The organism is Pseudomonas sp. 3JA, from assembly GCF_036961705.1.
Classification (GTDB): Bacteria; Pseudomonadota; Gammaproteobacteria; order Pseudomonadales; family Pseudomonadaceae; genus Aquipseudomonas; species Aquipseudomonas fluorescens_Q.
Genome location: NZ_JBAMDJ010000032.1, coordinates 1 through 26,003, shown reverse-complemented (window position 1 = coordinate 26,003; position 26,003 = coordinate 1). Strand labels below are relative to the sequence as shown.

The window sequence follows — 26,003 nt, the reverse complement described above, 5'->3', positions numbered from 1 at the left end:
ACTCCTCTAATCAGTTGCGGCCGTCGGGCAGGATCAGATCGCGCAGGCCGTCGCCGACCAGGTTGATGCCCAGCACCAGAATCATCAGGGCGACGCCGGGAATGGCGATGACCCACGGGGAAAAGAACATGTAGGGCTTGCCTTCGGCGATCATCAAACCCCAGGACGGCGTCGGCGGTTGCACGCCAACGCCGAGGAACGACAGGGCCGACTCCAGCAGGATCGCGTGGGCCATTTCCAGGGTCGCGACGACGATCAGCGCGCCGACCAGATTGGGCAGGATTTCACTGACCAGAATGCGCAGGGTCGAGCAGCCGAGCGCCTGGGCCGAGGCCACATATTCAGCATCGCGAATCTGTTGCACCGAAGCCCTGACCACCACCGCGAAGCGATCCCATAACAGGCAGCCGAGCAGCACGATGACCACTTTCAGTGAACCGCCCATCAGCGAGGCCGAGGCCAGAGCGACCATCACGACCGGCATCGCCAGCCGGGTGGTGATCAGGTAGCTGATAAACGCATCGACCTTGCCGCCGTAGTAACCCGCCAACAGCCCCATGACGGTGCCGATAAAGCCGGAAATCAGCGCCGCCGCGATGCCGATGAACAATGAAATACGTGCGCCGTAGAGCAAGCGCGACAGGTAATCACGGCCCAGCTTGTCGGTGCCGAGGATGTATTCCCAGGTGCCGTTGGCCATCCATACAGGCGGTTTCATGCGCAGCATCACGTCTTGCGCATAAGGGTCGTAAGGTGCCAGCCACGGGGCGAAGAGTGCGCCGGCGAAGATGATCAGCAACAACACCGCGCCGATGGCGAAACCACGATGACGAAAGCTCTTGCCGAGGACTCGGCTCAGGCTGCTCGGGGGTGGCAGGTAGTCATTGATCGCGAGGGTCGTGGGGGTGCTCATGTAAGCCTCCTAGCGCACGCGGATGCGCGGGTCGAGCAGTGCGTTGAGCACATCGGCCAGCAAGGTGAGGATGATGTAGATCACCGCAATCAGCAGGACCACGGCCTGTACCACCGGAAAGTCGTCACGGGCGATGGCGTCCCAGGCGAGTTGTCCGATGCCTTGCAGGGAAAACACGGTTTCGATCACCACCGAACCGCCGAGCATGAAACCGAACTCCACCGCCGCCAGCGCGACGACTGGAATCAAGGCGTTGCGCAGTGCGTGCTTGAACAACACGCGGGCAGGGCGCAGGCCCTTGGCGCGGGCCGTGCGGATGTAATCGGAACTGAGCACATCAAGCATGCCTGCACGGGTCAGGCGCATGATGGCCGGCGTCGCGTAGTAGCCCAGGGCAATGGCCGGCATGACGAAGTGCAGCAGGGTCGAATTGCCGGACACCGGCAGCCACTTGAGCGTCACCGCGAACACCACGATCAACATCAGCGCGAACCAGAAACTGGGCATCGCCTGGCCCAGCACCGCGATGCTCAAGGCCAGTCGGTCAACCCAGGTGTCGCGCTTGACCGCGGCCAGCACCCCCAGTGGAATTGCCACCAGCAAGGCGATACCCAGCGCCATGGCCCCTAACCCGAGGGTGATCGGCAAGCGGCTGGCGACGAGGTTGTAGACCGATTCCTGAAAGAAAAAAGAGTCGCCCAGGTCCAGCCGCAGTAAATCGCCCAGCCAGTTGAAGTACTGGGTCGGTAGCGGTTTGTTCAAACCGTATTGCACGCGGATCTGTTCGATCTGTTCGCTGGTGGCTTCCGGTCCGCCAATGGCCGTGGCCAGGTCGCCGGACAGGTGCAACAGAGAAAAGCTGATCACCGACACGGTAATGGCCACGCAAATAGCAATGCCCAGCCGGCGCAGAAGGAATCCAAGCATGGCAAGTTTCCTCGTATCCAATGGATGACATGTCAGGTGGTGTCCGTGGTGCGGGTTGGTCCGCAAGCCACGGCACCTCTCGATCAATCCGCTGGGTGCGGATTATTTCCAACTGGACTGAACGAAACGCGGCAGCTCGTCCGGGTACGGCGTGAACGCGAGGTCGGCGGTGTAGGCGTAGTTCATCGAGTAGTTGAACATCGGCGCCCAGTACGCCTGTTCGCTGATGCGCTGCAACGCCTTGCGGTAGTTCTCCTTGCGCACTTGCGGGTCGAGGGCGTTATCGGCGGTCTGCAGCCAGCCCTGGACTTGCGGATCCTTGATGTTGTCGTCCGGATTGCCCTTGAACCAGGTGCCGGCCGACGCCGAGGTGTCGAGGATCGAGAACGAGCCCCAGGCCTGAAACGACATGGGCACCTTGCCGCCACGCTGCTGATCGCGCAGGGCGGCGTACTTCAAGAAGCGCAGCTTGGCGTTGATGCCCACGGCACGCAGGTTGCCGATGATGGCTTCGACGTAATCACGGTCGCGATAAGCGAAGATTTCGGTCTCGAAGCCATTGGGGTAACCGGCTTCGGCAAGCAGCGCCTTGGCCTTGGCCGGGTCATAGTCGTAGACCGTCGCCGCGGTGGTATCGCAGCCGAACTGGCCTGGATAACAGGCCACCTGCAAGGGCTTGGCTTCGCCACCGACCAATTGCGTGGCCAGCGCATTGCGGTTGATCGCATGGTTGATGGCCTGACGCACCTTGAGGTTTTTCATGGGCGAGTTTTCAGTGGAGGTGCCCCGGGCATCCAGAATCAGGAAACCGATGCGCATGGTTTCGCCGCTGGTCACGGTCAGGCTCTGCATACCTTTGAGGTCGACTGCCTGATCCGGGGTCACGCGCCACGTCCAGTCGACACCGTCGGTCATCAACTCGGCCAGGCGGGTTTCGGCATCCGGGATCACCCGGAACTTGAGGTGGCCGATATGGGGCTTGCCTTGCGGGCTGTCCGGGAAGTAGTCCTTGTTGATCTCCATCGTCACGCCTTCGCCAGCCACCACCGACACGGCTTTGTACGGCCCGGTACCGATTGGCTTGCGACTGAATTCGGCCAGGCCGACCTTCTCGAAATACTGCTTGGGGAACATCGGAACGGCGTTGGACAGGTATTCCAGGGCCGGAGGGAAAGGCTTCTTCAAATACAGGCGGACGCTGTAGTCACCGGTTTTTTCGGCGCTCTTGATCCAGTCGACGTTTTGCACGGTCACGACTTTCGCTTCGGGCGACACCACGTAGTTGAGGGTGAACACCACGTCGTCGGCGGTGAAGGCGTCGCCGTTGTGAAATTTGACGCCTTTGCGCAGCTCAAAATCGATGGTGGTGTCGTCGACCTGTTTCCAGCCAGTGGCCAACATGGGTTGGTATTGGCCGCTTTTGGGGTCGCGGTAGATCAGGTTGTCCCAGATCAGCCGCCCGAGAATCACGCCTTCGCGTAGATCGTTGTGATAGGGGCTGATGTTTTCAGGCTCACTGTCGGAAGCGTAAACCAGGGTGTCGTTGGCTTTACCGGCATGAGCCGGAAAACTGCTGATGAAGCCCATCAGCGCAATAGTGCAGGCGAAACCTTTGATGCCCATGCCGTCGTCTCCGTTGGCGAGAGTGGTTGAATCAAAGGGCAGCGAATCGCAAAAGCGGAAAGGGGGTAAAAAGATCAGGCTGTATTTTTTTTGATCTGGACACGAATGTAGGGAAAGGCTATCAATGCCACAAGAATAATATTTCGATACTTCCTTTGCCGAAAAGGCAAACCTTGGGGGCGCCGATGCAGCTGTATGGTGTGCAGTCCACGGCACTGCGCTATTTTCTTGAAGTGGCGCGATGCGGATCGATCAGCGAAGCCTCGGTACGGCTGAATGTCGCGGCGTCAGCGGTAAGCCGGCAGATTGCCAAGCTTGAATTGGCCCTGGATGCCAGCCTGTTCGAGCGTCGTGCCCGGGGCATGGTGCTCAGCGAGGCGGGGGCACGACTGGCGGCTTATGCGCGCAAGTCGCAGCTCGAGGCCGAGCAGGTGGTGCTGGAAATTACCGAGCTGCATGGCTTGCAACGAGGTCATGTGCATGTGGCCTGCTCGGAAGGCTTTGCACTGGAATACATGCCCAGGACCATCAGCGCGTTCCGGCGTGAGTATCAGGGTATTCATTTCACGTTGGAGGTCTGTGCGCCTGCCGAAGCGACCGAGAAGGTTCGTTCCGGCGAAGCCGATCTGGCGATGACCTTCAGCCTGACGCCGCAAAAGGAAATCAAGGTCGAACATGTCCTCAGCGGGGCGATTTTTGCCGTGGTCTCCAATGCTCATCCCTTGGCCGGGCGTGAAGCGGTCAGCCTCGCCGAGTTGCAACCCTGGCCCATTGCGCTCCCCAAGGCCGACACCACGATACGGCAACTGTTCGACATCTGTTGCGGCGTACAGGGGTTGTTGTTCGACCCGGTGTTGACCACTAATTACGTTGCCTCGCTCTATAGCTTCGTCCGCGAAGAGGGGGGTATCAGCCTGGCCAGCGAAATGACCTTGTACAAACAGGTGGCGGACAAGGCCCTGCAATGCTTGCCGATCCTCGATGAAGGCATGCATGCGCGGCGCATCGAACTGCAAAGCATGGCTGGACGCAATTTACCGGCAGCGGTTTGTGCCTTCAGGGATTTTCTGATTGCGGATCTGGCGAAAGCCAAGCTCTGAGTCGGGTGAATGTGTTCTCAATGTTTGAATGACGTCATTCGATTTTCTTGACCATCAGCCGCCGCGCTGTATCTGCTCCAGTATCAGGCTATCGGTGATGTTCATGTCGTCCAGCAACAGAAACATCTTGCTCAGCACCTCGGCCATTTTCCTGTCGGTGTCGGCGAACGGCAGGTAGAACTCCGTGACGCTGCTGCCTGCGGGCACGATGCACAGATAGTTGCCAGGTTCGATGTGGATGGCCGCGCTGCCCAAATGAATGCGGTAGTTCGCACGCTGGCCGGTCACGTGCAGAAAATGCCCTTCGCATTTAACGTTTTGCAACCCTAGCCCTCGAATCAGCTCGCCGACCAGTTCGGCGCGTCGTTGCAGGGTTTCTTGGCTGGTGCTGTAGTCGTCCGCGGCGTGGGCCACGGAGACCAGCAGGTCGGCGTCACGCATGACTTCCGAGAACAGCAGCGGCGGTACTTGCTCAAGGGGTAGGGCTTTGTGGTCGCGGTGGAACGCAATCGTGTCGAAGGTAAAGTGTTCTGTTTCCGAGAGGTAATGACCGGTATCCAGAAAGTTGAACAGGGCGTAAATGCCGTGCTCTTTGCTCTCGTAATAGATGTCCTCGACGCTGGAGGTCGACCAGTTGCGGACCTGTAGCAACCGGGCGGCGACTTTGGCTTTCAGGCGGTGGCCGGCAAAGCGGTTGGACCACAGGCCGGTGTCTCGCTCAGCAGGTGTCAGCAGGTACAGCTCGCGAAAGGCCTGTTTGAACGGCTGCACGCGGCGATGGGTCACCACTTCTTTCTGCCAGGCCGACAGTTGCCCTGCCGTGAACAGATGAAAAGGGTGAGCGATACGCAGAGTCTTTTCAGCGACGTGTTGGCGGCCTTCAAGGTCAGTCACCGTCAGCGTCGCGGCATCGAGCCAGCCCAGCGCGGCGTCGTCGGCCTGCACAATCAGCTGTTCGAGCAGCAGGCGAACGGCGGGCATTTTCAACAGCGGCTTCAGGTCGTCCAGGGCCAGGGTTTCGCCGCTGCTCATCATCGCTTCCAGGGTGCGGCAGAAGCGGGCGATCTGTTCCTTGAGCTGGGTTTGCTGCGTTTTGAGGGCGATGAAATCGGCGTTTTTGCGCACCGCAGGCGGCGCGGTTTTGAGTGTCTTTCCGGCTTTGCAGATGGCCAACGTGGGTGACAAGCCGTCGATGACGAGGGTGATGTCATAGCCATCGACGGTGGCGGCTGTCAGGGCGGACTCGGCGATCTCCGATTCCATGGCCCACTCCAGGCGAATCGCCGAGGGGTAACCGGCGACACGCGCCAGGTTTTCCAGGCCTGCCTGCACCGCTGCGTGGGAGTTGGCCTGGCGTTCAGCGCCGTACTTGCGCACCTCTTTGTGCAGTTTCTTGAGTGTCAGATAGCGTTGGCGTACGTCGTCCGCATCCTTGACGGGCAGTACACCATAGATGCGCATGGCCGCCTGTGCATGGCGGGTCAACTTCTTTTCCAGCGCCGCTCGACCGATGCCCTGGTAGGCGTCGAGCAGCACACGCGTCTCGGGAAACGCCCAGTGCGAGGGTTCGAGTGCCGCGAGGTACTCGCGCAGGTGGTCTGGGTCGGCCTCGGCCAGCGCCTTGTCCAGCAGGTAGCGATCCACCACACCCACGGTTTCATCCAGCGTATTGGGCAGGTCGGTGCCCCAGCCGGATCGAGGTGCCAGGGCAATGTTCAGGTATTCACGCTGGAACGCTTGCAGGTCACGCCAGCCGAGTGCGTCGAGCACCACCCGACTGGCTTGTCCGGCGTAGGGCAGGGCGGTCAGCAGGGTGTTTCTTGAAAAGCCGGACAACGTCGCGAGCAGCGCTGCCGATTGGTCTTTGGGCAAATCCTGGAGCAGCAGGAAGCATTGCAGCACCGCGGCCGTATCGCCGAAGCTGTCGAAGTCATCCGGCGTCATGCCCAGTCGTTCGATGACCGCCAAGGCCTGCAGCAACCAGCGGGTCTGATACACCTCGACCGCGCGGAAGGTGTCAGCCAGCCTCGCGGCGTTGTCGGGTAATCCAGCCAGGGCGTCCTCGACGTAACGAGCGGTGAAGTTCGCCAGTTCCGAAGGCACTTCGGCGGGGGCGTCGTCAGGCTGAGATGACTCATCATCGATGTCTTGCGGGTCATCGTCGTTTGAGTCGTCTTCGTCGAAATCTTCATCGGCGTACCGATCCAGGTCCGCATCATCGCTGTCCAGCCCGGTGTCGTCTGAGTAGAACATCATGGCACGGCCCCAGGTATTGGCCGCCCGGACGAAGCGCGGGTAATCGAGGCGGCCCGCTTCCATCAGGCCCAACGCGATGCGCCTGATTTCCTCGTGCCCGTAGATATACGCATCGGCGAGTGTCCTTTGTTCACCACCCGGCGTTGAAGGGGGCTGCTCGCGGTTCCAACTGCCGTCCAGCAACCATTCGGCGAAGGTCTGCCAGGCCGGGGTGGACGGGTAATGACTCAGGCGATTGATGCACGCCGGGACGTCAGGGAAGGCCCAGGCCTGGTCTGGACGTCTTCGGTAATAGGCCGGGCCATCTTCGTCAGTGGGCAATGGATAGTCACTGTCCTCTAAGGCGAATTGCAGCATGTGCCGCAGTCGCGCGCAGATCTGCTCCCGCGCATAGGCGTCCGGGTGAGCCGTGATCCACGCATCGCAGAGTCGATATTGCAGGCCATAGCGCTGTTGATCGCGACGGTCCTCCAGATCATCCCAAATGGTCGGGAACACAAAACCATCCGCCAGCGCCTTGGGCCCCTCCTGGGGATGCTGCCTGACCCAATCATCGGCTATGCGCAGGCAGTCGATGCCGTCCCAGAAATCGGGCTCGAATTCGTCGTATTGGCTGAGCTCGGGATAGTCATCCAACGCGCTATCACAGAATGCTCGCAGCGCAGCGAGGCGTGTGGCTTGTTCGGGCACAGGACGGCGTGAATGCATGAGGGTATCCGAGGGAAGTGAACGACGAGGATCAACCGCCAATCAGCGGCACCAGGCGGATAAACGTGAGCGTGGAAGGGGGGCTCAATTCGATTGTCTCATCGAGACTTTGCAGCATGACGCCGTTGTGCAGAACGCGGAATGCACGGGCTTCAAACCCCTTCAGGGCTCGCTCGACCTCAACGCCGACATCCAGGTCTGGAGCCGCGCGGGCCTGAGGCATGACAACCGCACCTTCACGGGCTTGCCGAAGAACGTCCCGCTCGTTCAGGTACTGGCGGTCGAGCATTTCACGCATCGACGCTTGTTCCAGCCAGTGCTGGACCGACAACGCGGCGATCTGTTCGGCCACGGTCAGGCGGATGAGCTCGGCGACCGTCAAGGTCAACGAACTCGGGGTCAGGGTGACAGGGGGCAGCAAAGGCTCCTGGCGTGCGCCTTTCAGGCAATAGCTATGAACCACGAACTCCATGACGCATTCCTTGCAAGCCAAGCCAGCCGGGCGGATGGCGCCTTAGCATATCCCGGCCGGCAATAAACTTCATCGCGCCGCGTGCTCGGGCGTCGTAATAGAAGCCTGACAGGTTGTGGTTTACGACATTACTTTTCGTACGGTGCCTGGCTCAGATTACTTTTTCACTATCGCCATCCTGCGACCACTCATGAAGCACAGCAGGCCCCCCATGGCGGTCAGTGCGCTTAACGCATAGAACATCGTGGGGGCCGGAGTATGCATCAGCAGGTATCCGCAGATCACCGGGCTCAAGGCGCCGCCGAGAGCTGCCAGGTTTTGAGCACCGTAGTAGCTGCCGCGCAGCTCTTCCGGCGCCAGGGTATCGACGAAAAGGAATTCGGCCGGGTAAATGATCATTTCACCGAGGGTGAAAATGAACATTGCCACGCACCAGCTCACGATGTCGTCTGCCAGGCTGAAGCCGATCAGGCCAAGAATGAACAGGCTGGTGCCCGCTGCAATCCAGTAGCGCAGCTTCTCGCGATCGAGGAACCGGCCGATCTGGTATTGCAGCAGAATTACGGTGACGGCGTTGCAGGCGAGCAGGGCGGCCATGATGTCCAGCGCGCGTTTGGAGTCGTGGGTCACCAGCAGGTATTGCGACAAGTAGAGGGTAAAGCGTCCGTGCACCACGGTGCTGAGCAGGCAGCCGCAGGTGAACATGATCAGGGTGCGGTCGTTTTTCAGGGTCTTCAGCGTCTTGAGAAAACTGGGCGGTTGACCAATGACCGGTGTCAGAGCGGCATCCCTGGGGATTCCGGTCATCAGGAAGATGCTGAAAAACGCGATGCCACCGGCGATCAGGAACGGCGCAATCGGGTAGACACCGGCAATCACCACGCCGAGCATGGGGCCGGTGGCATAGCCGATGTTGGTCAGGGTGTAGCGCAGGGAAAATGCCTTGGCGCGTTGGCCCATGGGCAGGTTTTCGCTGAGGATCGCTTTCGAACCGATAAGGAACAGCGCTGACGCGGTCTCGGTGATTACCACGGTCATGGTGGTCAGGTAGAGGTTTTCGGCAAAGGTCAGCAGGATGAAACCGATGGCACTGGAGAGCATCGCCAGGATCAGCAGGCGGCGCTTTTCCAGGCGGTCGATGACATAGCCACCATACAGTGCCAACAGGGTGGCGATGAACACTGCGATACCGAGCAGCAAGCCGACATCCTGTTGGTTGAGGCCCAACTTATTGCTCAGGAATAACGTGAGCAATGGACTGGTAATGGCGCGGCTGACGACGATGGTCAGTGAAACGATCATCAAGCGTCGGATAACGAGCGAGTAAGTGGCCACGGAGCTATAAATGTCCTTATTCAGATTTTTGGCGTTCGCCGCAATACCGCGTCGCTGCGAGCGCGGACAAGCCAGCGATCCAGTGTGCGTACCGATTGCAGTTCTTCAATACGCCACAGTTGCTCCAGTAGTCCTTCAGCCTGTTCCCGCGGCATCACCGGCATCGTCAAGCTGAAAAACTTCTGCTCCAGAGCCACATCAGTCAGCGGATTGCCTGGCGCGCCCAATGGTACTTCCACGCACAAGCTCGCCTGCCGGCCATCCACGGTCCGCAGCGTCACCACGGGCTCGCCATCCTCGGACAGGCGCGGGTCGACTTCAAGGTGAATGCGCGACAGCCATTGGGTCATATGCGGATCGTTGCGTTGCGAGTCGTCAAAAGCCTGCAATCGACAATGCCCCTGCACCAGCCGCGCGGCCAAGGCATACGACAGGCTCATTTGCGCGGCTGCAAGGGTGCTGACGTCCTGACCGCCACACATGTTGTGGAGAAACCTGCTCAGCAGTACCTGCACGTCTTCGACCTGGTCGACCCGTGCATTCAGTTGATCCAGCAGCAGCCCCAGAGCGTCGATGGCCGAATGGGTCCCGCGGCAGGAGGCATGGGGTTTGATCGAGCAACGGGCGAGCTTCCAGACCACACCAAGGTCCGCATCCAGCGCTTCGGGCATGGAGGTCTCCGGGGCGAGGGTTTTCAGAAAACCACCCCAGACCTCATCGAACAACTGCGTCGGCCCGCTGATGCCCTGTTGGGCAAACCGCGCCGCCAGTAGCCCACCTTCTGCGGCTCGTCCGCTGTGCAGTTTCTTGCTCTGCGAACCGTCGTGGATAAAGGCCCACAGGCCACCGCTGAAACTGCCGGCAATGCCTAGCGCCGCGAGGGTTTGCCGCGCATCCAGGCCCAGGATGCGTGCACTGGCTGCTGCCGCACCGAACACTCCACAGGTCGCGGTGGAATGCCAACCGGCGCCGTTGTGGGCTGAATAGCCACCGCATGCTTCGAGCACCCGACGGCCCACTTCGTAGCCGATCACTACGGCACAGATGAACTCACGACCACTCACTGGCCGCGCGAGCAGCGAAACTGCCGCCATCACCGCCGGGAGCACAACGGCACCGGAATGATCGCAGCCACCGGTGTCGTCCAGCTCCAGGGCATGGGCGGCAACACCGTTAAGCATTGCTGCCTGAGCCGCGTTAACCTGCAGATCAGTGCCCCAAACCGCCACCTCACCCGTTTCACCGACAAACACCTTGCCCGCCTGTTCTGCGACACCGCTATCGGCTCCGGCCAGCGTCGCGCCGAACGTATCAAGAATGTGCCGCTTGGCTTGCGCCACCAATGCAGGAGGCAAATCTTCAAACCGCAGGTCCACACAGAATTGCGCCAGACGTTGCAGACGTTCGCTCATAAAACGTAATCCCGATAATGTCGCTCGTAAACGGACGCCGGATGATCCTCGGCGACCGGCGTTGCGGTTTCTGCCCACCACTGCGCGACCTCGGCACCCGTGGCGATCCACACGTCATCGTGCTGTTGAATGCCCTCGATCAACTCGCGCAACACGCCTATCCGTCCCGGCGTGGCGATGATTTCCGGGTGGAGGCGAAGCACGTAGCACAGGCCAAAGCGATGAAACCCGGCGAAGTCCATCTGCAGGTTGCCCAAGGTGTGGCTGTAGGACGCGATCCGCGATTGCCCCGGCGGCACCGCCGGGCTCAGGTTGAAGGCGAAGTAAGGCTCGTCTTCCAGTTCATGATGCAGGGGGAGTTCAATGACGCTGGGTGCAGTTGGGTGAGCGAATGGCAAGTCATCGCCGCGCCACGACGAGGACCAGCGGATGCCCTGGACTTTCAAGGCCTCGATGAACCCCGGTGCGGCATTGCCCGCCGGGATTCGAAAGCCGACCGGCCGCTGGCCGGTCAGTCCGGCCAGGGCCTCACAGCCCTTGGCGATGTCATCGCTTTGCGCGGCCAGGTCCAGCGTGTCGTAGTCCTGATGACGATAACCAGCGCAGGCGATTTCATGGCCGTCGGCCTGGATCGCCTGAATGTGTTCGGGGTTTTCCTGCGCAACGATGCCGGGGACAAACCAACTGCTGAAGACCTCGAGTTCCTTGAACAGGCCGAGCAACCGCTCCACGCCGCGTTGGGTGCCGTAGCGCCATACCGACAAGGTCTTGTCACGTCCGGCGACTTCCGGGGCCTGGGTCAGGATGCCGTGGATGTCGTTGTAATCGACGGTCAGTACCACGGCGCAGCGATAACCTTTCGGCCAGGGAGTGAGATCAGCCATGGTGATGCTCCTTTAGCCACCACTGGGCGACGTCGCGGCAGGTGGCGAACCATACGTCGTCGCGCTGGCGCATGTGTTCGAAGAGTTTTTCCAGCAGCAGGATGCGCCCCGGCTTACCGGTAATCTTGGGGTGGAACAGGGTGGTCAGGCATAAGCCTTCGCCCATCGCGCCGTCGTATTCGCGGCACCAGTTATCCAAGGTCAGCGCGTAGCTGGCCGTGCGGTCCAGCCCGCAAGGGAAGTTCGGCGCGCGGGTATAGGCGAGGGAGGCGTAGTCGTCCATTTCCCAGCGGCCAGGGATTTCCACCAGCGGCGTATCGAACCCCGGCACGTTCACCAAGTACGGTCGATCGTCTCCACGCATGCTGCTGGAATAGGTAACACCGGCCTCCACCAGCATGGCCGGGGTTTCGGCACGCCAGTCGCCGGACGGCGTCCGAAAACCTTCTGCGCGAATGTTCAGGTGTTTCCAGAACACCTCGCGGGAGGTGTTCATCACCTCTTTTTGCTGATCCAGCGTCAGGGCGTAAAAAGATTCGTGTTTGTAGCCGTGATAAGCCACCTCATGCCCGCGTTCGACAATCGCCTGGCACTGTATCGGCCAGTTCTCTACGACCCAGGCCGGCACGAAGAATGTCGTCGGGATACGGAACTCGTCGAGCAGATCGAGCAGGCGTGGTAGCGCCCGGTAAGGACCATAGCCACCGAAACCGAAGTACTCGGGCTTGCGCCAGATCGAGCCGTTGAGCATGGCGTCACCGGTCGGGCCATCGAGGTCGAAGGCCAGGGCCAGGCAGGCCTTGTATTTGTCAGGCCAGGTGGGTTGGGGCGAGGAGGACATCTGTAGTGCTCCAATAATCTTTCAAATACACAACCTATCCCTGTGGGAGCGAGCTTGCTCGCGATGAAGTCGGCACACTCACATCTGCGCCGGCTTCATCGCTTTCGCGAGCAAGCCCGCTCCCTCATTGGATTAGGGGACGTTGCGCGGTTACTTCCCGGCGTTGATGGTCACGGTCTTGATTGCACCCAGTTCCAAGTCCCATTTTTTAAGGATCGCCTGGTAGCTGCCGTCATCGATCATGCTCTGCAGCGCAACCTTCACCGCTTCGCTGAGCTCGGGTTTTTTCTTGCTCACGCCCATCCCACTGAACTGCTCGGAGATCGGCAGGCCCACGGTCTTGTACATGTCCTTTTCCTGGGTCTTGAGGTAGGGCAGGGTTTCGCTGCCCTGCATGGCCGCATCGATGCGACTCTGGCGCAGTTGCGCACGGGCATCGGCCGAGCCTTCGGTGCCGATCACATTGATCGCAGGCTTGCCGGCGGCTTCACAGTTGGCCTTGCTCCACTCGGCGATTTCCGTCGGGAAGGTGGTGCGGCGGCTGGTGCCGACTTTTTTGCCGCACAGGTCGACGATCTCGTTGGTGTCCTTGTTTTTCTGCAGGGTGTAGAACTGCGGACCGCTGGTGAAGTAGTCGATGAAGGTCACGCTGGCCTGACGTTCGGCGGTGTCGGTCATGCCCGACAGCACCATGTCCACGCGGTCGGTGGTCAGGGCGTTGATCATTTGTTCGAAGCCGGTTTCCTGCCATTTGATCTTCACGCCCAGGCGTTCGGCCAGGGCATTGCCCAGGTCATAGTCCAGACCGGTGAGGGTGTTGGTGGCCGGGTCCTTGAAATCCATCGGCGGGTAGTTCGGCATGATCGCTACGACGATCTCGCCCTTGGCCTTGATACTGGCCGGCAATTCAGTGGCGACGGTGACGCCGGATGCCATAACGCCTGCGAGCAATGCTGGAATAACGAAGTTCTTCATGGTCGTTCTCTTTTGAGTGTTGTGAGCGCCAACGGGCGCTTAGGTTCGAACGGCAGAAATGAAGCTTTGGGTGCGAGGGTTTTGCGGACTTATTAGTATTTCTTCGGGGCTTCCAGCCTCCACGATTTGCCCGCCGTCCATGAACACCATGCGGTTGGAAACCTCGCGAGCGAAGCCCAGTTCATGGGTGACGACGATCATGGTCATGCCGGTCTGCGCCAGATCGCGCATCACCGACAGCACCTCACCGACCAGTTCCGGGTCGAGTGCCGAAGTGGGTTCATCGAACAGCATCAGCTTGGGGCGCATGGCCAATGCACGAGCGATGGCGACGCGTTGCTGCTGGCCGCCCGAAAGCTCGATCGGGTAGCTGTTGCGCTTGTCGGCCAGGCCGACGCGGGCGAGCAGCTCCAGCGCTTCCTCATTTGCCTCTTTGGGTGAGCGCTTGAGCACCTGGCACGGTCCTTCGATGATGTTCTGCAGCACGGTCATGTGCGGGAACAGGTTGAACCGTTGAAACACCATGCCGGTGGACAGCCGCTGGCGGGCGATCTGCGTTTCGTTGAGTTCGTGCAGCTTGTTACCGACGATCCGGTAGCCCACCAGTTCGCCGTCGACCCACAGGCCGCCCTTGTCGATTTTTTCCAACTGGTTGACGCAGCGCAGCAAGGTGCTTTTTCCCGAGCCGGACGGGCCGATGATGCACAGCACTTCGCCTTGCTCGACTTCGATGTTGATGTCCTTGAGCGCGTGGAACTGGTCGTAGTATTTATTCAGGCTCACGGCCTTGACGATGCTTCTCATGTGGAACTCCTCAGGAACGCTTGCCGGCGCCGCGGGCGAAACGACGCTCCAGGCGGCTCTGACCAAAGGACAGGACGGTGACGGTGGCCAGGTACCAGATGCCGGCGACGATCAGCAGCTCCATCACGCGGGCGTTGGCGTAGTAGATGTTCTGGGCGTTGTAGAGCAGTTCCGAGTATTGGATGACGCTCGCCAGCGAGGTCATTTTCACCATGCCGATGAACTCGTTTCCCACCGGTGGAATGATGATGCGCATGGCCTGGGGCAGGATGATTCGACGCAGCGCTTGCAGGCGCGGCATGCCGATCGACTTCGCGGCTTCATACTGCCCGGTGTCCACCGAGAGTAGACCGGCACGCACCACTTCAGCGGTGTAGGCACCTTGGTTGATGCTCAAGCCAAGCAGGGCCGCCACGAATGGGGTCATCAGGCTCACGGTGTCCATTTCGAACAGGCCGGGGATGCCGATGGTGGGGAAGATCAGCGCCAGGTTGAACCACAACAGCAGTTGCAGGATCAGCGGCGTACCGCGAAACAGCCAGGTGTAGATCAGCGCCACATAGCGCAGGATCGGGTTGGCCGACATGCGCATGATCGCGGTGATCACACCGAACACGATCCCCAGCGCCATCGCCAGCACCGCCATGACGACGGTGTTGAGCAGGCCCCACATGATCGCCTGGGAGGTCAGGAACTGGCCGATGTACGACCATTCGATCTTGCCTTCGGCGAAGGCGCGCACCAGGCCGATGAGTGCGATGACGATCACCGTGGCGAAGAAGATCCGCCCGTAGTAGCGCCGGGGCACATGATCGTACTGGGTGATGTCGAACTGGTTTTCCGCCAGCTTGCGCTCCGCCTGGAGTCGTTCTGCCTGTGTCTGGCTCATGGTGGTTCTCCGTACTCGGTTTCGGCGCTATCGCTGTGGGAGCGAGCTTGCTCGCGATAGCGGTGGGTCAGTCCACGTTGATGTTGAAGGTGAAGCCGTAATCGCGAGCAAGCTCGCTCCCACAGGTTTTGTGTGCCGCTTCAGAGGCGGAAGCCCTGATAGTCCTCGGTCCATTGCTGCTGGGCGGCGAGGGCGGTTTTCAACCGGCCGATCTGTTCGCGCACCTGTTGTGGCGCGGTCCCGCCCCAGCCGCTACGGGCAGCGATGGCGGCTTCGAGGGTCAGGCTTTCGCGCACTTGCGGTGTGAGGCGCGGGTCGATTTCCGCCAGCAGTGCGGGGGAGGCTTCCCACAATTCGATATCGTTTTTCTCGCAAGCCTGGACCAACGCGCCGGTGATCTCGTGAGCTTCCTTGAACGGCACGCCGCGCACTGCCAGCCAATCGGCGACTTCGGTGGCGAGGGTGAAGCCCAGCGGTGCCTGGCGACGCAGTTCTTCGACGTTGACTTTCATGGTCGCAACCATTCCGGCCATGGCCGGCAGCACCAGCAACAGGGTGTCGACGCTATCGAGCACGCCGTTCTTGTCTTCGCTCAAGTCGCGGTTGTAGGACAGTGGCAAGGATTTGAGGGTGGACAGCAGACCGGTCAGGTTGCCGATCAGGCGTCCCGCCTTGCCCCGTGCCAGTTCGGCGATGTCTGGATTCTTTTTCTGCGGCATGATCGAACTGCCGGTGGCGTAGGCGTCATCGAGCGCGACCCAGCGGAACTGCCGCGACGACCACAGGCAAAACTCTTCGGCCAGGCGCGAGATATTGATGCCGAGCATGCTGGCGATGAACAGGAACTCGGCGACGTGATCGCGACTGGCAACGGCGTCGATGGAGTTTTCGCAAACACCGCTATAGCCCATTTCCTTTGCCGATTGCTGAGGCAGACGCGCGATAGCCGAGCCAGCCATGGCCGCCGCACCCAGTGGCGACAGTGATGTACGCACGTCCCAGTCCACCAGGCGCTGTACGTCGCGCAGCATCGACTGGGCGTGGGCCAGCAGGTGATGAGCGAACACGATCGGTTGTGCCTGTTGCAGGTGGGTGAAGCCGGGGCAAATACTCTCGATGTGTTGCTCGGCCTGGTCCACCAGTGCCTGCTGCAAACCCAGCACTTCAACGGCCAGGGTGCGCACGTGGTCACGCAGGAACAGCCGCAGGTCGTTGGCGGTCTGGTCGTTGCGCGAACGACCGGCACGCAGCTTGCCACCGAGGGCGCCGAGGCGTTCTGTCAGCAGGCGCTCGATAAAGGTGTGGACGTCTTCGTCATCCAGGGTCGGGGCGATGCCGCCAGCGCGGTAGTCCGCGCCGATGCGTTCCAGGGCGTCGAGCATGGTCAGGGTTTCTTGCTCGCTCAGTAGTCCGGCGCGCTGCAATTCCCGGGCATGGGCCTTGGAGCCGGCGAGGTCATACGGGGTAAGTCGGAAGTAACGCTCAGGGCAACGGGAGAGGGCCGCCAGGGCTGCGGAAGGGCCGCTTTTGAAGCGAGCACCCCAGAGACGGTCGGTGGTTTGGGCCATTGTTGTTTTCCTCGTCAGTAACGCGAACTGAAATGGGTAATCCGGGCCCAAACGTCGCTGAAAAATAGGCGTGCGAAATCGGGCCAGAGCAGTTTTCAAGGGGCAGTTGCAACGGAGCGAGAGCTGATCGAAGTGTCAGCTTTTAATGTTTCGAGATCAGTGGTTTGGCATGGATGCCTGGGATTTATTGGCGGTTGCCAAGGCTGGTTTTCTGTGTTCATTATTATTAGGCCAGCTATATTTTTTGTTGTTGGACACAGACTGTTGGATAGGGCACCAGAGGTAAATAAGCATTATGGAAACCCCACTTTCCAATTCCGGAAACCCGCCGCCGAAACCGCTGCAACGGGCACCGTTAGCCCTGAGTGGGCTGGACTTCAAACTGCTCAAGGTGTTTAAGGCCGTGGTCGAGGCAGGAGGCTTCAGTGCTGCGCAAAATGAGCTGAATGTAGGGTTGGCAGCCATTAGCAAACAGATTTCCGATCTGGAAATCCGTATCGGCATGCGCCTTTGCACGCGGGGGCGAGAGGGGTTTCACCTGACAGAAGAAGGGCGTCTGGTATATCAGGCGTCAATAGATTTATTTGCCTCGGTTGACAATTTCCGCGATCGTCTTAGTTCCGCACAAAATGAACTTGTCGGCGATCTTGGCGTGGGAGTTATTGATAATACGATCTCTGATTCCAATTCGCCGTTAGTTGCCGCGCTTAAGCATATAAATGAACAGTCGCCCAAGGTCAGGTTTCAACTTCAGGCCACGCAACTTGATGAGGTTGAAAGAGGTGTCGTCGAGGGGCGATTGGTGGCGGGAATTGTGCCGATTTATCAAAAGCGCGAAGAGTTCGATTACTACGCGTTATACGAAGAGCGCTCGGAGGTTTATTGCGCGCTCGGCCACCCGCTGTTCTCCATGGCGGACGCGGACTTGGGGGAAAATGTGCTCAAGGATTACGAGTGCATCAACCATCGCTACGCGATTCATCGCGACAAATTGAAATTTGCCCACTACGACAGCTTTTCCGCCTCGGCAACCCAGGTGGAGGCCGTTGCACTGCTGATCAAAACAGGGTGTTTCCTGGGCTTCCTGCCCCAGCATTACGCCGCGCCGATGGTCGCGCGGGGCGAGTTTCGCGCGGTGCGCCCGGACCTGTTCAACATCGTCACGCCGTTCAGTCTGATACTGCGCCATAACATAGTGCGCAGCCCCCTGGTCAAGGCATTTGCTCTGGCATTGGGCGTGGACTTAAAAGTCCCGGTATGAATGTTTTTCGCGTTAAACACTAACGAGCACCGGTTACGAACAACAACGATTGACCAAGCGTAAAGGCCCAGCATTTACAGCAGTACTAACGCCGTTCTATTCGGCCTCTGTTGCGTCGACCGATTGAGTCTACAGCTGATTGTTGCCAGTCAAGGCACGGAGAAGTCGGCTCTCCCAGACTGATGGACCTGTTCATGGACGGTCTGTGCGCTGACATCCCCGAAAGCTTGAAGAAGAAACCGTCGAGAACTTAACTAAGCGCTCGACGAACAGTGTGCCTACAACGAGCGATGCAAAGGCGCTAGCATGAGCGTTTACTCATAGAAGGGCCCATCATGCGAAACCTCCCTCCTTCTTCGAGCCTGCGCGCCTTTGAAGCCGCTACCCGGCACGCCACGTTCACCGCGGCAGCAGAGGAGTTGCATGTCACACAGAGCGCCGTGAGCCACCAGCTCAAGCATTTGGAACAGCTCTGGGGATTGCAACTGTTTCATCGCGGCAACTCGCTGCACCTGACCTCGGCAGGCGCAGCGCTTGCGCCCATCGTGCGGGAGTTCTTCATGAAGCTCGAGGCCACCTTGGCCGATCTGCGCGAGCAGAACGGGCGGCAGCGGCTGAGCGTGAGCACGACCTATTCTTTCGCCTTGAAGTGGTTGCTGCCCAGGCTGCCTGATCTGGCGCAAGCGCATCCGGAAATTCTGCTTACCTTGGACAGTACCGATAGCCCCATTAATTTCTCGACGACAGACCCGGACGTGGCTATCCGCCTGGGCAACGGGCATTTTCCTTCGCTGTTTTCAGAGTTTCTGTTCCGCGAGCAGATTTTCCCAGTCGCCAGCCCGACGTTGCTTGCACGCTTTGGTACGCCTCAAACGGCCGCCGAATTGCTGCGCTATCCGCTGCTTACGCGCGATGGCGCAGCGTTGGTGCCGAAATGGGAGCAGTGGTTTGCCCAGGTGGGCGTCGAGGTCACGAGCTTGAAGGAAAGCATTCGCTACGCAGATACCAATATGACCATCGAGGCGGCGCTCCTGGGACAAGGGATCGCGCTGGCACGCAGCGGGCATGTCGAAGCCGAACTCAATGACGGCCGTCTTGAAAGGCTTTTCGAACTGCCGTGTGCATCGCCCCTGGCGTATTACTTCGTATGCCCCAAGGGGATCGAGACCCAGCCTCATATCACCCACTTTCGTCGTTGGCTGGTTACCCAGGCCCTGGACGCGCAGCACGCTTATGCATGAGGTTTTCTTCATGCCGGGATGAAGAGACTTTGCTTTTTTGGCGCTACTCGATCGGTCTAGGATGATGCATGCCTTTACACATCATCTGCCTCGTCTTGTTCGCCGCGCTGCTGCATGCCAGCTGGAATGCCATGCTGCGCGGGGGCACCGACCGTTTGTGGTCCATGACCATCATGTGCGTGGCGATAGCCTTGGCGAGCGTCATCGTGGCGGCGCTGCTGGCGCCGCCCGCCCGTGCCAGCTGGTTCTGCGTCGGACTCTCCGCTGTATTGCACGTGGGTTACAACCTGTTCCTGGTACGCAGTTACAAGTCCGGCGACCTGGGCCAGACCTATCCAATCGCCCGCGGTGTATCCCCGGTCCTGATCGTCCTGGCCGCTTCGCTGTTCGTGGGTGAGCGGGTGGCGCCGAGTGGACTGCTAGGTATTGCGTTGGTGTCGACCGGAATCCTCTCGCTGGCTTATACCGGGCGCCGGCGGGCGTTACCTGACTTGCGCTACGCACTGGGAACCGGTTTTTTCATTGCCGCTTACAGCGTCGTCGATGGCATGGGTGTTCGCCTCTCCGGGGCGCCAATGGCCTACACCGCATGGATGTGCCTGTTGTGGGGCGTGATGATGCCCCTGGTTTATATCGGACTGCGAGGTGCCAGCAGCCTCTTTGCCTGGCGGCCAGGTATCGCCGCAGCCTTCGCTGGCGGGTTGGTTTCATTGCTGGCCTACGGCGTCGTGATCTATGCCATGGCCCATGCCCCGATGGGGGCGGTGTCCGCCCTGCGGGAAACCAGTGTCATGTTCGCCGCGTTGATCGGGTACGCCTTTCTTGGCGAAGCATTGACCTTGCGCAAGCTGCTGGCATGCGCCGTTATTGCGCTCGGTACGCTGGTTATCGGTTGACGCCACTTTTTTCATTGGGCTGTGAGGATTGACCATGAATGACCGTTCGCAAAACCCTGTGATCCTGATCACCGGAGGCGGGCGCGGGATCGGGGCGGCGACGGCCCTGCTGGCCGCTGAGCAAGGTTACAACGTCGTGCTGACCTACATCGCCGATGAGGCGTCGGCGTTGGCGGTGGCAGCGCAAGTCGAGGCCAAGGGGAGCCGTGCCTTGGCGGTACGTGCCGATAACGCCGACCCAGCCCAGGTCGCCGAACTCTTCGCCACCCTTGACCTGCGCTTCGGACGACTCGATGTGCTGGTCAACAACGCTTCGATATTGGCACGCCAATCTCGCTTGGAAGATCTTGGCTTCGAGCGCATGCAGCGAATCTTTGCGGTCAACACCTTGGGCCCGATGCTCTGCGCGCAACACGCGACCCGGCGCATGGCCTACCGTTATGGCGGGCGTGGCGGTGCCGTCATCAATATCTCTTCGGCGTCAGCCCGCCTCGGTAGCCCGAATGAATACGTGGACTACGCAGCGTCCAAGGGGGCGGTTGAAACGTTCACGACCGGTTATGCCAAGGAAGTGGCTCGGGAGGGGATTCGGGTCAACTGCGTTCGACCCGGGCATATCTACACCCAGATGCATGCCAGTGGCGGAGAGCCGGGCAGAGTCGACCGGGTGAAGGAGACGATCCCGATGGGGCGTGGCGGCCAGCCGGAGGAGGTGGCGCGGGCCATTCTCTGGTTGGCGGGGCCGCAGGCTTCGTTTGTGACGGGCACCTTTCTGGATGTGACCGGAGGGAAGTAGACCGGCTAGCGAGGTCGTCCTGCAGAGAATAGGATTTGGGCTTGCAAGTCGCCGCTAATCCCTTGTCGGGATCGCGGCGAAATGAGGGGCCTATCGCTACTTGTAATGTTGCTCAAACACCGCCAACTGCTCAGGCTTGATCAACTGAAAGGGCACCCAGACGTCCGTTTCCACCGGCTCCCCCTTGATCATCTTGAGCGCTGCCTGTACCGCGCTGGTCGCCTGGGCCTTGGGATCCTGGAACACCGAGGCGACCAGCATCCCGCGCTTGATCGCCGCGAGGCCGTCGGGCAAGCCGTCGATCCCGACGATGGCGACCTCGCCCTTGGCCTTGCCGGCCTGCTGCAAGGCCATGGCCGCACCGATGGCCATCTCGTCGTTGTTGGCGACGATGGCGTCGAACCGACTGCCCGCCAGCAACCAGTTACTGGTCAGGTCCATCCCTTTGTTGCGCTGCCACTCGGCACTTTGCTGTTCGACGATCTTGATTCCCGGGTAGTCCTTGAGCACCTGTTTGACGCCTTCGGTGCGGTCGTGGGTGGCGTTTTGCGCCAGGTCGCCCATGATGATCGCGAGGTTGCCCTTGCCGCCGAGCTTTTCGGCCAGGTAGCGCATCTGCAGCTGTCCGGCCTCGATGTCATTGGACGCGACCGTGACGACGCCCTTGGGCAAGGTGCGCTCGTCCGGGTGACGGTTGACGTAGACCAGCGGCATCTTCGCTTCGACCGCGGCGCGGGTGATATTGGCCGTGGCGGAGGTGTCCACCGGCAGGACAATCACCGCATCCACTTTCTGGTTGATAAAGCCCTGGACCTGGTTGAGTTGGCGCACCACATCGCCTTGGGCGTCCTCGAACTGGATCTGCACGTTTTCCTTTTTCGCGGCCTCGTCCAGGCCGTTACGCACGTAGGTCATGAAGTTGTCGTCGACCCTGGCGATGCTGACGCCGATGCGGTAGTCGGCGGCGGCCCATTGGCTGAACAGCAACAGCAGGGTGGCGAAAAGCAGTGTGCAACGACGCATGATGATTGTCCTTTTGTTGTTATGAGTTGTACGTCACCAAGAGATGAAAATCTGCCGCACTTTTGAATTCGGCGCGCCTTTATCCATCAAGCGTGAAGGCCTGCCGGAAACGCTCCAGCGCGACCTCGCTGTCACCGCTGGCCCAGCCTTCGAGGCCGACGACACCGCTGTATCCCATGCCGAACAAGGCCTTGGCAATGGCGGGATAGTGGATTTCACCGGTGCCGGGCTCCATGCGCCCCGGCACATCGGCGACCTGGATTTCGCCGATGGCGTTGCCGGCGCGCTGGATCAGTTCGATCAGGTTTCCTTCGCCGATCTGTGCGTGATAGAGGTCCAGGTTCATCTTCAGGTGCGGGCTGCCCACGGCTTCGATCAGCGCCAAGGTATCGTCAGCGCGGGCGAACGGCGTACCCGGGTGGTCGACTGCGGTGTTGAGGTTTTCCAGCAGGAAAACCCGACCGGCGTCTTCGCCCAGGCGGGCGATTTTTTCCAGCGTCTTGCAGGCGCTTAACCACATGCGCCCGGTGGTCTGGGCCACGGGTTTGACCGGCAGGCCCTGGTCACCCAGGCCGGTGCCATGCAGGTTCAGGCTGGGGCAGCCCAATTGAGCGGCGACGGCCAAGGATTCCTGGGCGCTGTCGAGCAGTTGCTGGATGCCCTCGGGATCGGTCAGGTTGCCTGAGATGTAGCCGGTCATGGAGGTGAAGTCCGCGCCGCTCGCTGCGAGGGCTTGGATGTCTTTGGTCGTCCAGTTCCATATCTCGACGCTGAAGCCCAGGGCATGAATGCGTTTGACACGCTCGATGAAGGGCAGGTCGAGGAAGACCATTTCGGCGCTGATCGCCAGTTTGAACGGGATGAAACTCATGACCGGGCTCCTTGCACGCGCACCGCTTTGCCCTGTTGGAAGGATTCGATACAGGCACGGGCAATGGCCAGTGCCGCCCGCGCGTCTTCACCGCTGGCGAGAGGTTTTTTTCCACTGCGCACGCAGTTGGCGAAGTGGTTGAGCTCGGCCACATAGGCATCCCGCAGCAGGTCGGTGTCCATGCGCTGGGTATCGGCCTGGACTCCATTGGCCAGGTACCGCAGCAAGTCGGAGTCGTTGACGTTGCCCATGGTCAGCATGCCAGCGCTGCCGAATACTTCGCCGCGGACGTCGTAGCCATACACGGCCTGGAAATTGGCCTCGGCCGTGGCAATGGCGCCGTTATCGAAACGGATCGTGACCACCGCAGTGTCGAGAAACCCTTTGGCCTTGTAGGCCGGTGCGATCAGGGCATCGGCCATCACAAAAACCTCAACCGCCTCGGCGCCCGGATTCAGGTAGCGCAGGGTGTCGAAGTCATGGATCAGGGTTTCCAGGAAGATCACCCATTGTGGTGACGCAGCCGGGTTGTTCAGCGCTGGGTCGCGGGTCAACGAGCGCAGCAGTTGTGGCGTACCGATCCGGCCGGCAACCACGTCCAGGTGGGCGGTGCGGAAGCTTCTGGCGAAGCGGCGGTTGAAGCCGACTTGTAGCGTCACCCGAGCATCGGCAGCGGCGGCGATGGCGCGGTCGGCCTCGTCGAGGGTGATGGCCATCGGTTTTTCGCAGAACACGCCTTTGCCGGCCCGGGCCGCACTGATCACCAACTCGGCATGGCTGCGTGCCGGGGCGGCGATCAGCACGGCGTCGATGTCCGGGTCATCGAGTAATTGCTGTGGGTCGGTATAGACCTTCTGCACGTCCAGTTCTGCCGCCAAGCGTGCGGCTTGGCCGGGCGTAGGGTCGGCGATGGCGGCGAGGCAGGCGCCGGGGATGTGCCGGGCGGCGGTCAGGCCGTGAAAACTGCCCATGCGGCCGGCGCCGATGAGGCCAAGGCGAAGGGTCTTGGATGTGCTCATGAACATGACTCCCTTTATTGTTTTAGCGACTCGGCGGTAAGAATGTCCTCGTCTGTGCAAGCAGGGAGCAAGCGCTGTGCCAATAATTAACTGGTTGATATTAAAGGAAATTTATTTGGCTTTATTCAAAGTCATGTTCATTTAAATGACATGTCTATACTGACATGTCGAAAATATGGACATGTGGCCGAATAATGAACCAGCAACCTGCAGCATTGAGTGCCGAAGACCGTGACTACCTCACCACGCTGGGCCCCGCGTCGTTGAACCAAGGGCCAGGCACTGCGCTGGATGAGGCTTGGCGCGCGTGTTTGCAGGGAGCTATCGAACGGCCTGCGGGGATCCGCCGGGTGATTTGGGAATCCTGGTTGCGCAGCGTCCATGCCGGCCTCGACCCAGAAGACGGCGAGTACCGTTTTGTCGCGCCTGCCGACCTGACCGCGACACTGGCCGCCAACCGGGTGCTGATCGCCGCTGCGGCGCAAGTCATGCGCGGTTTGCTCGCCTATAACCCCAGGGGCCATATCAACCTGACCGATGCCGAAGGCACGACGTTGTATTTCTGTGGCCTGGACCTCACACCCATCGGCAGTCGATTGCTGGAGTCGGTACAGGGCACCAACTGCACCGGGCTGGCTATTGTCGAAGACCGTTTGGTGTATGTGCTGGCCGAGGAGAACTTCGGGCTTGGCCTGCGCCAGCGCCGGATGCATTGCGCCGCCGCGCCAATCCGCGATGCCCAAGGCCGGACGCTGGGTATGTTGACCTTGACGGCAGAGCCCGGCTGGTTTCATTTCCATACGTTGGGCACCGTCCAGGCTGCGGCCGAGGCGGTCTCCAGGCAGATGGCGCTGCAAGCCTTGCTGGAAGAACAACAGACAGTCCTTGAGGTGCTCAACGAGGGCTTGGTGGTTTTGGATGAGCAGGGCCGCATCAAGGCCCTCAACCATTACGCTCGACAACTGTTCCGCGTCGGCCATGACCTGCTCGGCAGTCCGTTCAAGAGCCTGGGCCAGAGCGAATTGACCGATGCAGTCCTGCTCGCGGGCGGGGACGGCGTGCGCGACTTGGACTGCACCTTTGAATTGCCTGACCGCAGCCATCTGGCCTGCCTGGTGTCGGTCTGCCCGCTGGAGCAAGGCGGGCGGATTGTATCGTTGCGCGAGAACCGACGCATCCGCGAAATCACCCGGCGGATCATTGGCACCCAGGCCAGCTACACCTTCGAAACCATCCTCGGCCGTTCACAGGCGATTGAGGATGCACTGCACCTGGCGCGGGTTGCCAGTCGCAGTGATTCGACCACGCTGATCCTCGGTGAGAGCGGCACTGGCAAGGAGCTGTTCGCCCAGGCTATCCATAATGGCAGTGACCGTTGTGGCGGGCCTTTTGTGGCGGTTAATTGCGGCGCCATTCCCCGTGACCTGGTGCAGAGCGAACTGTTTGGACATGTCGAAGGCGCTTTCACCGGCGCGGCGCGTGGTGGGTCGGCAGGCAAGTTCGAATTGGCCGATGGTGGGACGATCTTCCTCGATGAAATCGGTGACATGTCCTTTGATGCGCAGGTCAGCCTGTTGCGTGTCCTGCAGGAAGGCGAGGTGACACGGGTGGGGGCGAAAAAATCGCTGCGGGTCAACGTGCGCATCATCGCCGCCACCCATCGCAACCTGAGCCAGGCCGTGGCCGAAGGCGCCTTTCGGGAGGACCTTTACTACCGGCTCAACGTGCTGAACCTGACGGTGCCGCCACTGCGGATGCGCCGCGAAGATGTACCGTTGCTCGCGCGGCATTTTCTCGCGCGGTGCGCGCGGTCGCTACGCAAGTCGATGCAGGACCTTTCGCCTGCGGCGCTGGACATGCTTGGCGCCTATCACTGGCCAGGCAATGTCCGTGAGCTGGAAAATGTCATTGAGCGGGCGACCAACCTGGCGATGACCGAACTGATCGAGCCGAGCGATCTTGCCCTGGAAATCAGGCAGCGAGGGCGCCCATCGACATGGGGAAGTGCCGCCGGGCCGCGGATGACGCCGGACCTGGGCACCCATGAGATGAATGCCATTATCGCCGCCCTTAAAGACACGCGCGGAAACATCCGCCTGGCTGCTCAACGGCTGAATGTGTCGCGTGGCGGGTTGTACAACAAGATGAGTCGGTTTGGGCTCAAGGTTGATGCGTTCCGTTCTTAGTGG

Annotated in this window: 22 protein-coding genes; 6 read left to right on the top strand and 16 right to left on the bottom strand. The window is 60.5% G+C overall.

The window, feature by feature from the left end; genetic code table 11:
- Nucleotides 1-10: 10 nt before the first annotated feature.
- The 3 genes from V7773_RS22345 to V7773_RS22335 all read right to left on the bottom strand — a co-directional run bounded on the left by V7773_RS22345 (nt 11) and on the right by V7773_RS22335 (nt 3,463).
- On the bottom strand, nt 11-913 hold the full coding sequence (locus V7773_RS22345; protein ID WP_092344584.1) for an ABC transporter permease: 903 nt from the start codon (nt 911-913) through the stop codon (nt 11-13).
- A gap of 9 nt (nt 914-922) precedes the next feature.
- A complete protein-coding gene (locus V7773_RS22340; protein WP_336075178.1) occupies nt 923-1,840 on the bottom strand; it encodes an ABC transporter permease in 918 nt (305 codons plus the stop codon).
- Between the two features lie 102 nt (nt 1,841-1,942).
- Nucleotides 1,943-3,463 (bottom strand): ABC transporter substrate-binding protein, encoded by a 1,521-nt coding sequence (locus V7773_RS22335; RefSeq protein WP_092142400.1) that lies wholly within the window; start codon nt 3,461-3,463, stop codon nt 1,943-1,945.
- 185 nt (nt 3,464-3,648) lie between these two features.
- Between V7773_RS22335 and V7773_RS22330 the strand changes: the two genes are divergently transcribed.
- Nucleotides 3,649-4,563, top strand: a complete 915-nt coding sequence (locus V7773_RS22330) for a LysR substrate-binding domain-containing protein (protein WP_336075177.1) — start codon at nt 3,649-3,651, stop codon at nt 4,561-4,563.
- A gap of 54 nt (nt 4,564-4,617) precedes the next feature.
- Here the strand turns inward: V7773_RS22330 and V7773_RS22325 are convergent, their stop codons facing one another.
- The 10 genes from V7773_RS22325 to argH form a co-directional block, all read right to left on the bottom strand.
- Entirely contained in the window at nt 4,618-7,527 is a 2,910-nt protein-coding gene (locus tag V7773_RS22325; protein ID WP_336075175.1) for a DUF4132 domain-containing protein, read from the bottom strand.
- A 31-nt stretch (nt 7,528-7,558) separates the two neighbouring features.
- Nucleotides 7,559-7,999, bottom strand: coding sequence for a hypothetical protein (locus V7773_RS22320; protein ID WP_092142391.1), 441 nt, complete (start codon nt 7,997-7,999; stop codon nt 7,559-7,561).
- Between the two features lie 156 nt (nt 8,000-8,155).
- Complete coding sequence (locus tag V7773_RS22315; protein WP_336075173.1) at nt 8,156-9,334, bottom strand: MFS transporter; 1,179 nt, start codon at nt 9,332-9,334, stop codon at nt 8,156-8,158.
- Between the two features lie 20 nt (nt 9,335-9,354).
- The gene (locus tag V7773_RS22310; protein WP_336075170.1) at nt 9,355-10,746 is read right to left on the bottom strand and encodes an MmgE/PrpD family protein; all 1,392 of its coding nucleotides are present in this window, start codon (nt 10,744-10,746) and stop codon (nt 9,355-9,357) included.
- Complete coding sequence (locus tag V7773_RS22305; protein ID WP_063321803.1) at nt 10,743-11,630, bottom strand: polysaccharide deacetylase family protein; 888 nt, start codon at nt 11,628-11,630, stop codon at nt 10,743-10,745. The genes V7773_RS22310 and V7773_RS22305 overlap by 4 nt, the downstream gene beginning before the upstream one ends.
- A complete protein-coding gene (locus V7773_RS22300) occupies nt 11,623-12,471 on the bottom strand; it encodes a polysaccharide deacetylase family protein (protein WP_063321802.1) in 849 nt (282 codons plus the stop codon). Before V7773_RS22300 ends, V7773_RS22305 begins: the two co-directional genes overlap by 8 nt.
- A gap of 150 nt (nt 12,472-12,621) precedes the next feature.
- A complete protein-coding gene (locus V7773_RS22295) occupies nt 12,622-13,446 on the bottom strand; it encodes an ABC transporter substrate-binding protein (RefSeq protein WP_063321801.1) in 825 nt (274 codons plus the stop codon).
- A gap of 39 nt (nt 13,447-13,485) precedes the next feature.
- Nucleotides 13,486-14,250 (bottom strand): amino acid ABC transporter ATP-binding protein, encoded by a 765-nt coding sequence (locus V7773_RS22290; protein ID WP_008001408.1) that lies wholly within the window; start codon nt 14,248-14,250, stop codon nt 13,486-13,488.
- A gap of 10 nt (nt 14,251-14,260) precedes the next feature.
- Complete coding sequence (locus V7773_RS22285; protein WP_063321800.1) at nt 14,261-15,139, bottom strand: amino acid ABC transporter permease; 879 nt, start codon at nt 15,137-15,139, stop codon at nt 14,261-14,263.
- A 140-nt stretch (nt 15,140-15,279) separates the two neighbouring features.
- Entirely contained in the window at nt 15,280-16,707 is a 1,428-nt protein-coding gene (gene argH, locus V7773_RS22280; protein WP_063321799.1) for an argininosuccinate lyase, read from the bottom strand.
- A 295-nt stretch (nt 16,708-17,002) separates the two neighbouring features.
- Between argH and V7773_RS22275 the strand changes: the two genes are divergently transcribed.
- The 4 genes from V7773_RS22275 (at nt 17,003) to V7773_RS22260 (ending at nt 20,901) form a co-directional block, all read left to right on the top strand.
- A complete protein-coding gene (locus V7773_RS22275) occupies nt 17,003-17,968 on the top strand; it encodes a LysR family transcriptional regulator (protein ID WP_063321798.1) in 966 nt (321 codons plus the stop codon).
- A 335-nt stretch (nt 17,969-18,303) separates the two neighbouring features.
- On the top strand, nt 18,304-19,209 hold the full coding sequence (gene gcvA / locus V7773_RS22270; protein WP_336075162.1) for a transcriptional regulator GcvA: 906 nt from the start codon (nt 18,304-18,306) through the stop codon (nt 19,207-19,209).
- A gap of 68 nt (nt 19,210-19,277) precedes the next feature.
- Nucleotides 19,278-20,105: a DMT family transporter gene (locus tag V7773_RS22265; RefSeq protein ID WP_336075161.1), complete on the top strand. Its 828-nt coding sequence runs from the start codon at nt 19,278-19,280 to the stop codon at nt 20,103-20,105.
- Between the two features lie 34 nt (nt 20,106-20,139).
- Nucleotides 20,140-20,901, top strand: coding sequence for an SDR family oxidoreductase (locus V7773_RS22260; RefSeq protein ID WP_336075159.1), 762 nt, complete (start codon nt 20,140-20,142; stop codon nt 20,899-20,901).
- A gap of 96 nt (nt 20,902-20,997) precedes the next feature.
- Here V7773_RS22260 and V7773_RS22255 read toward each other — a convergent pair whose 3' ends face one another.
- From V7773_RS22255 to V7773_RS22245, 3 genes are all read right to left on the bottom strand, one after another.
- On the bottom strand, nt 20,998-21,924 hold the full coding sequence (locus V7773_RS22255; RefSeq protein ID WP_336075158.1) for a sugar ABC transporter substrate-binding protein: 927 nt from the start codon (nt 21,922-21,924) through the stop codon (nt 20,998-21,000).
- Nucleotides 21,925-22,003: 79 nt separating this feature from the next.
- Nucleotides 22,004-22,795, bottom strand: coding sequence for a TIM barrel protein (locus V7773_RS22250; RefSeq protein WP_336075157.1), 792 nt, complete (start codon nt 22,793-22,795; stop codon nt 22,004-22,006).
- The gene (locus tag V7773_RS22245; protein WP_336075154.1) at nt 22,792-23,814 is read right to left on the bottom strand and encodes a Gfo/Idh/MocA family oxidoreductase; all 1,023 of its coding nucleotides are present in this window, start codon (nt 23,812-23,814) and stop codon (nt 22,792-22,794) included. Before V7773_RS22245 ends, V7773_RS22250 begins: the two co-directional genes overlap by 4 nt.
- Nucleotides 23,815-24,008: 194 nt before the next feature.
- On the opposite strand from V7773_RS22245, the gene V7773_RS22240 reads away from it, so the two are divergent.
- The gene (locus V7773_RS22240; protein ID WP_336075153.1) at nt 24,009-26,000 is read left to right on the top strand and encodes a sigma-54 interaction domain-containing protein; all 1,992 of its coding nucleotides are present in this window, start codon (nt 24,009-24,011) and stop codon (nt 25,998-26,000) included.
- The last annotated feature ends 3 nt before the right edge of the window (nt 26,001-26,003 follow it).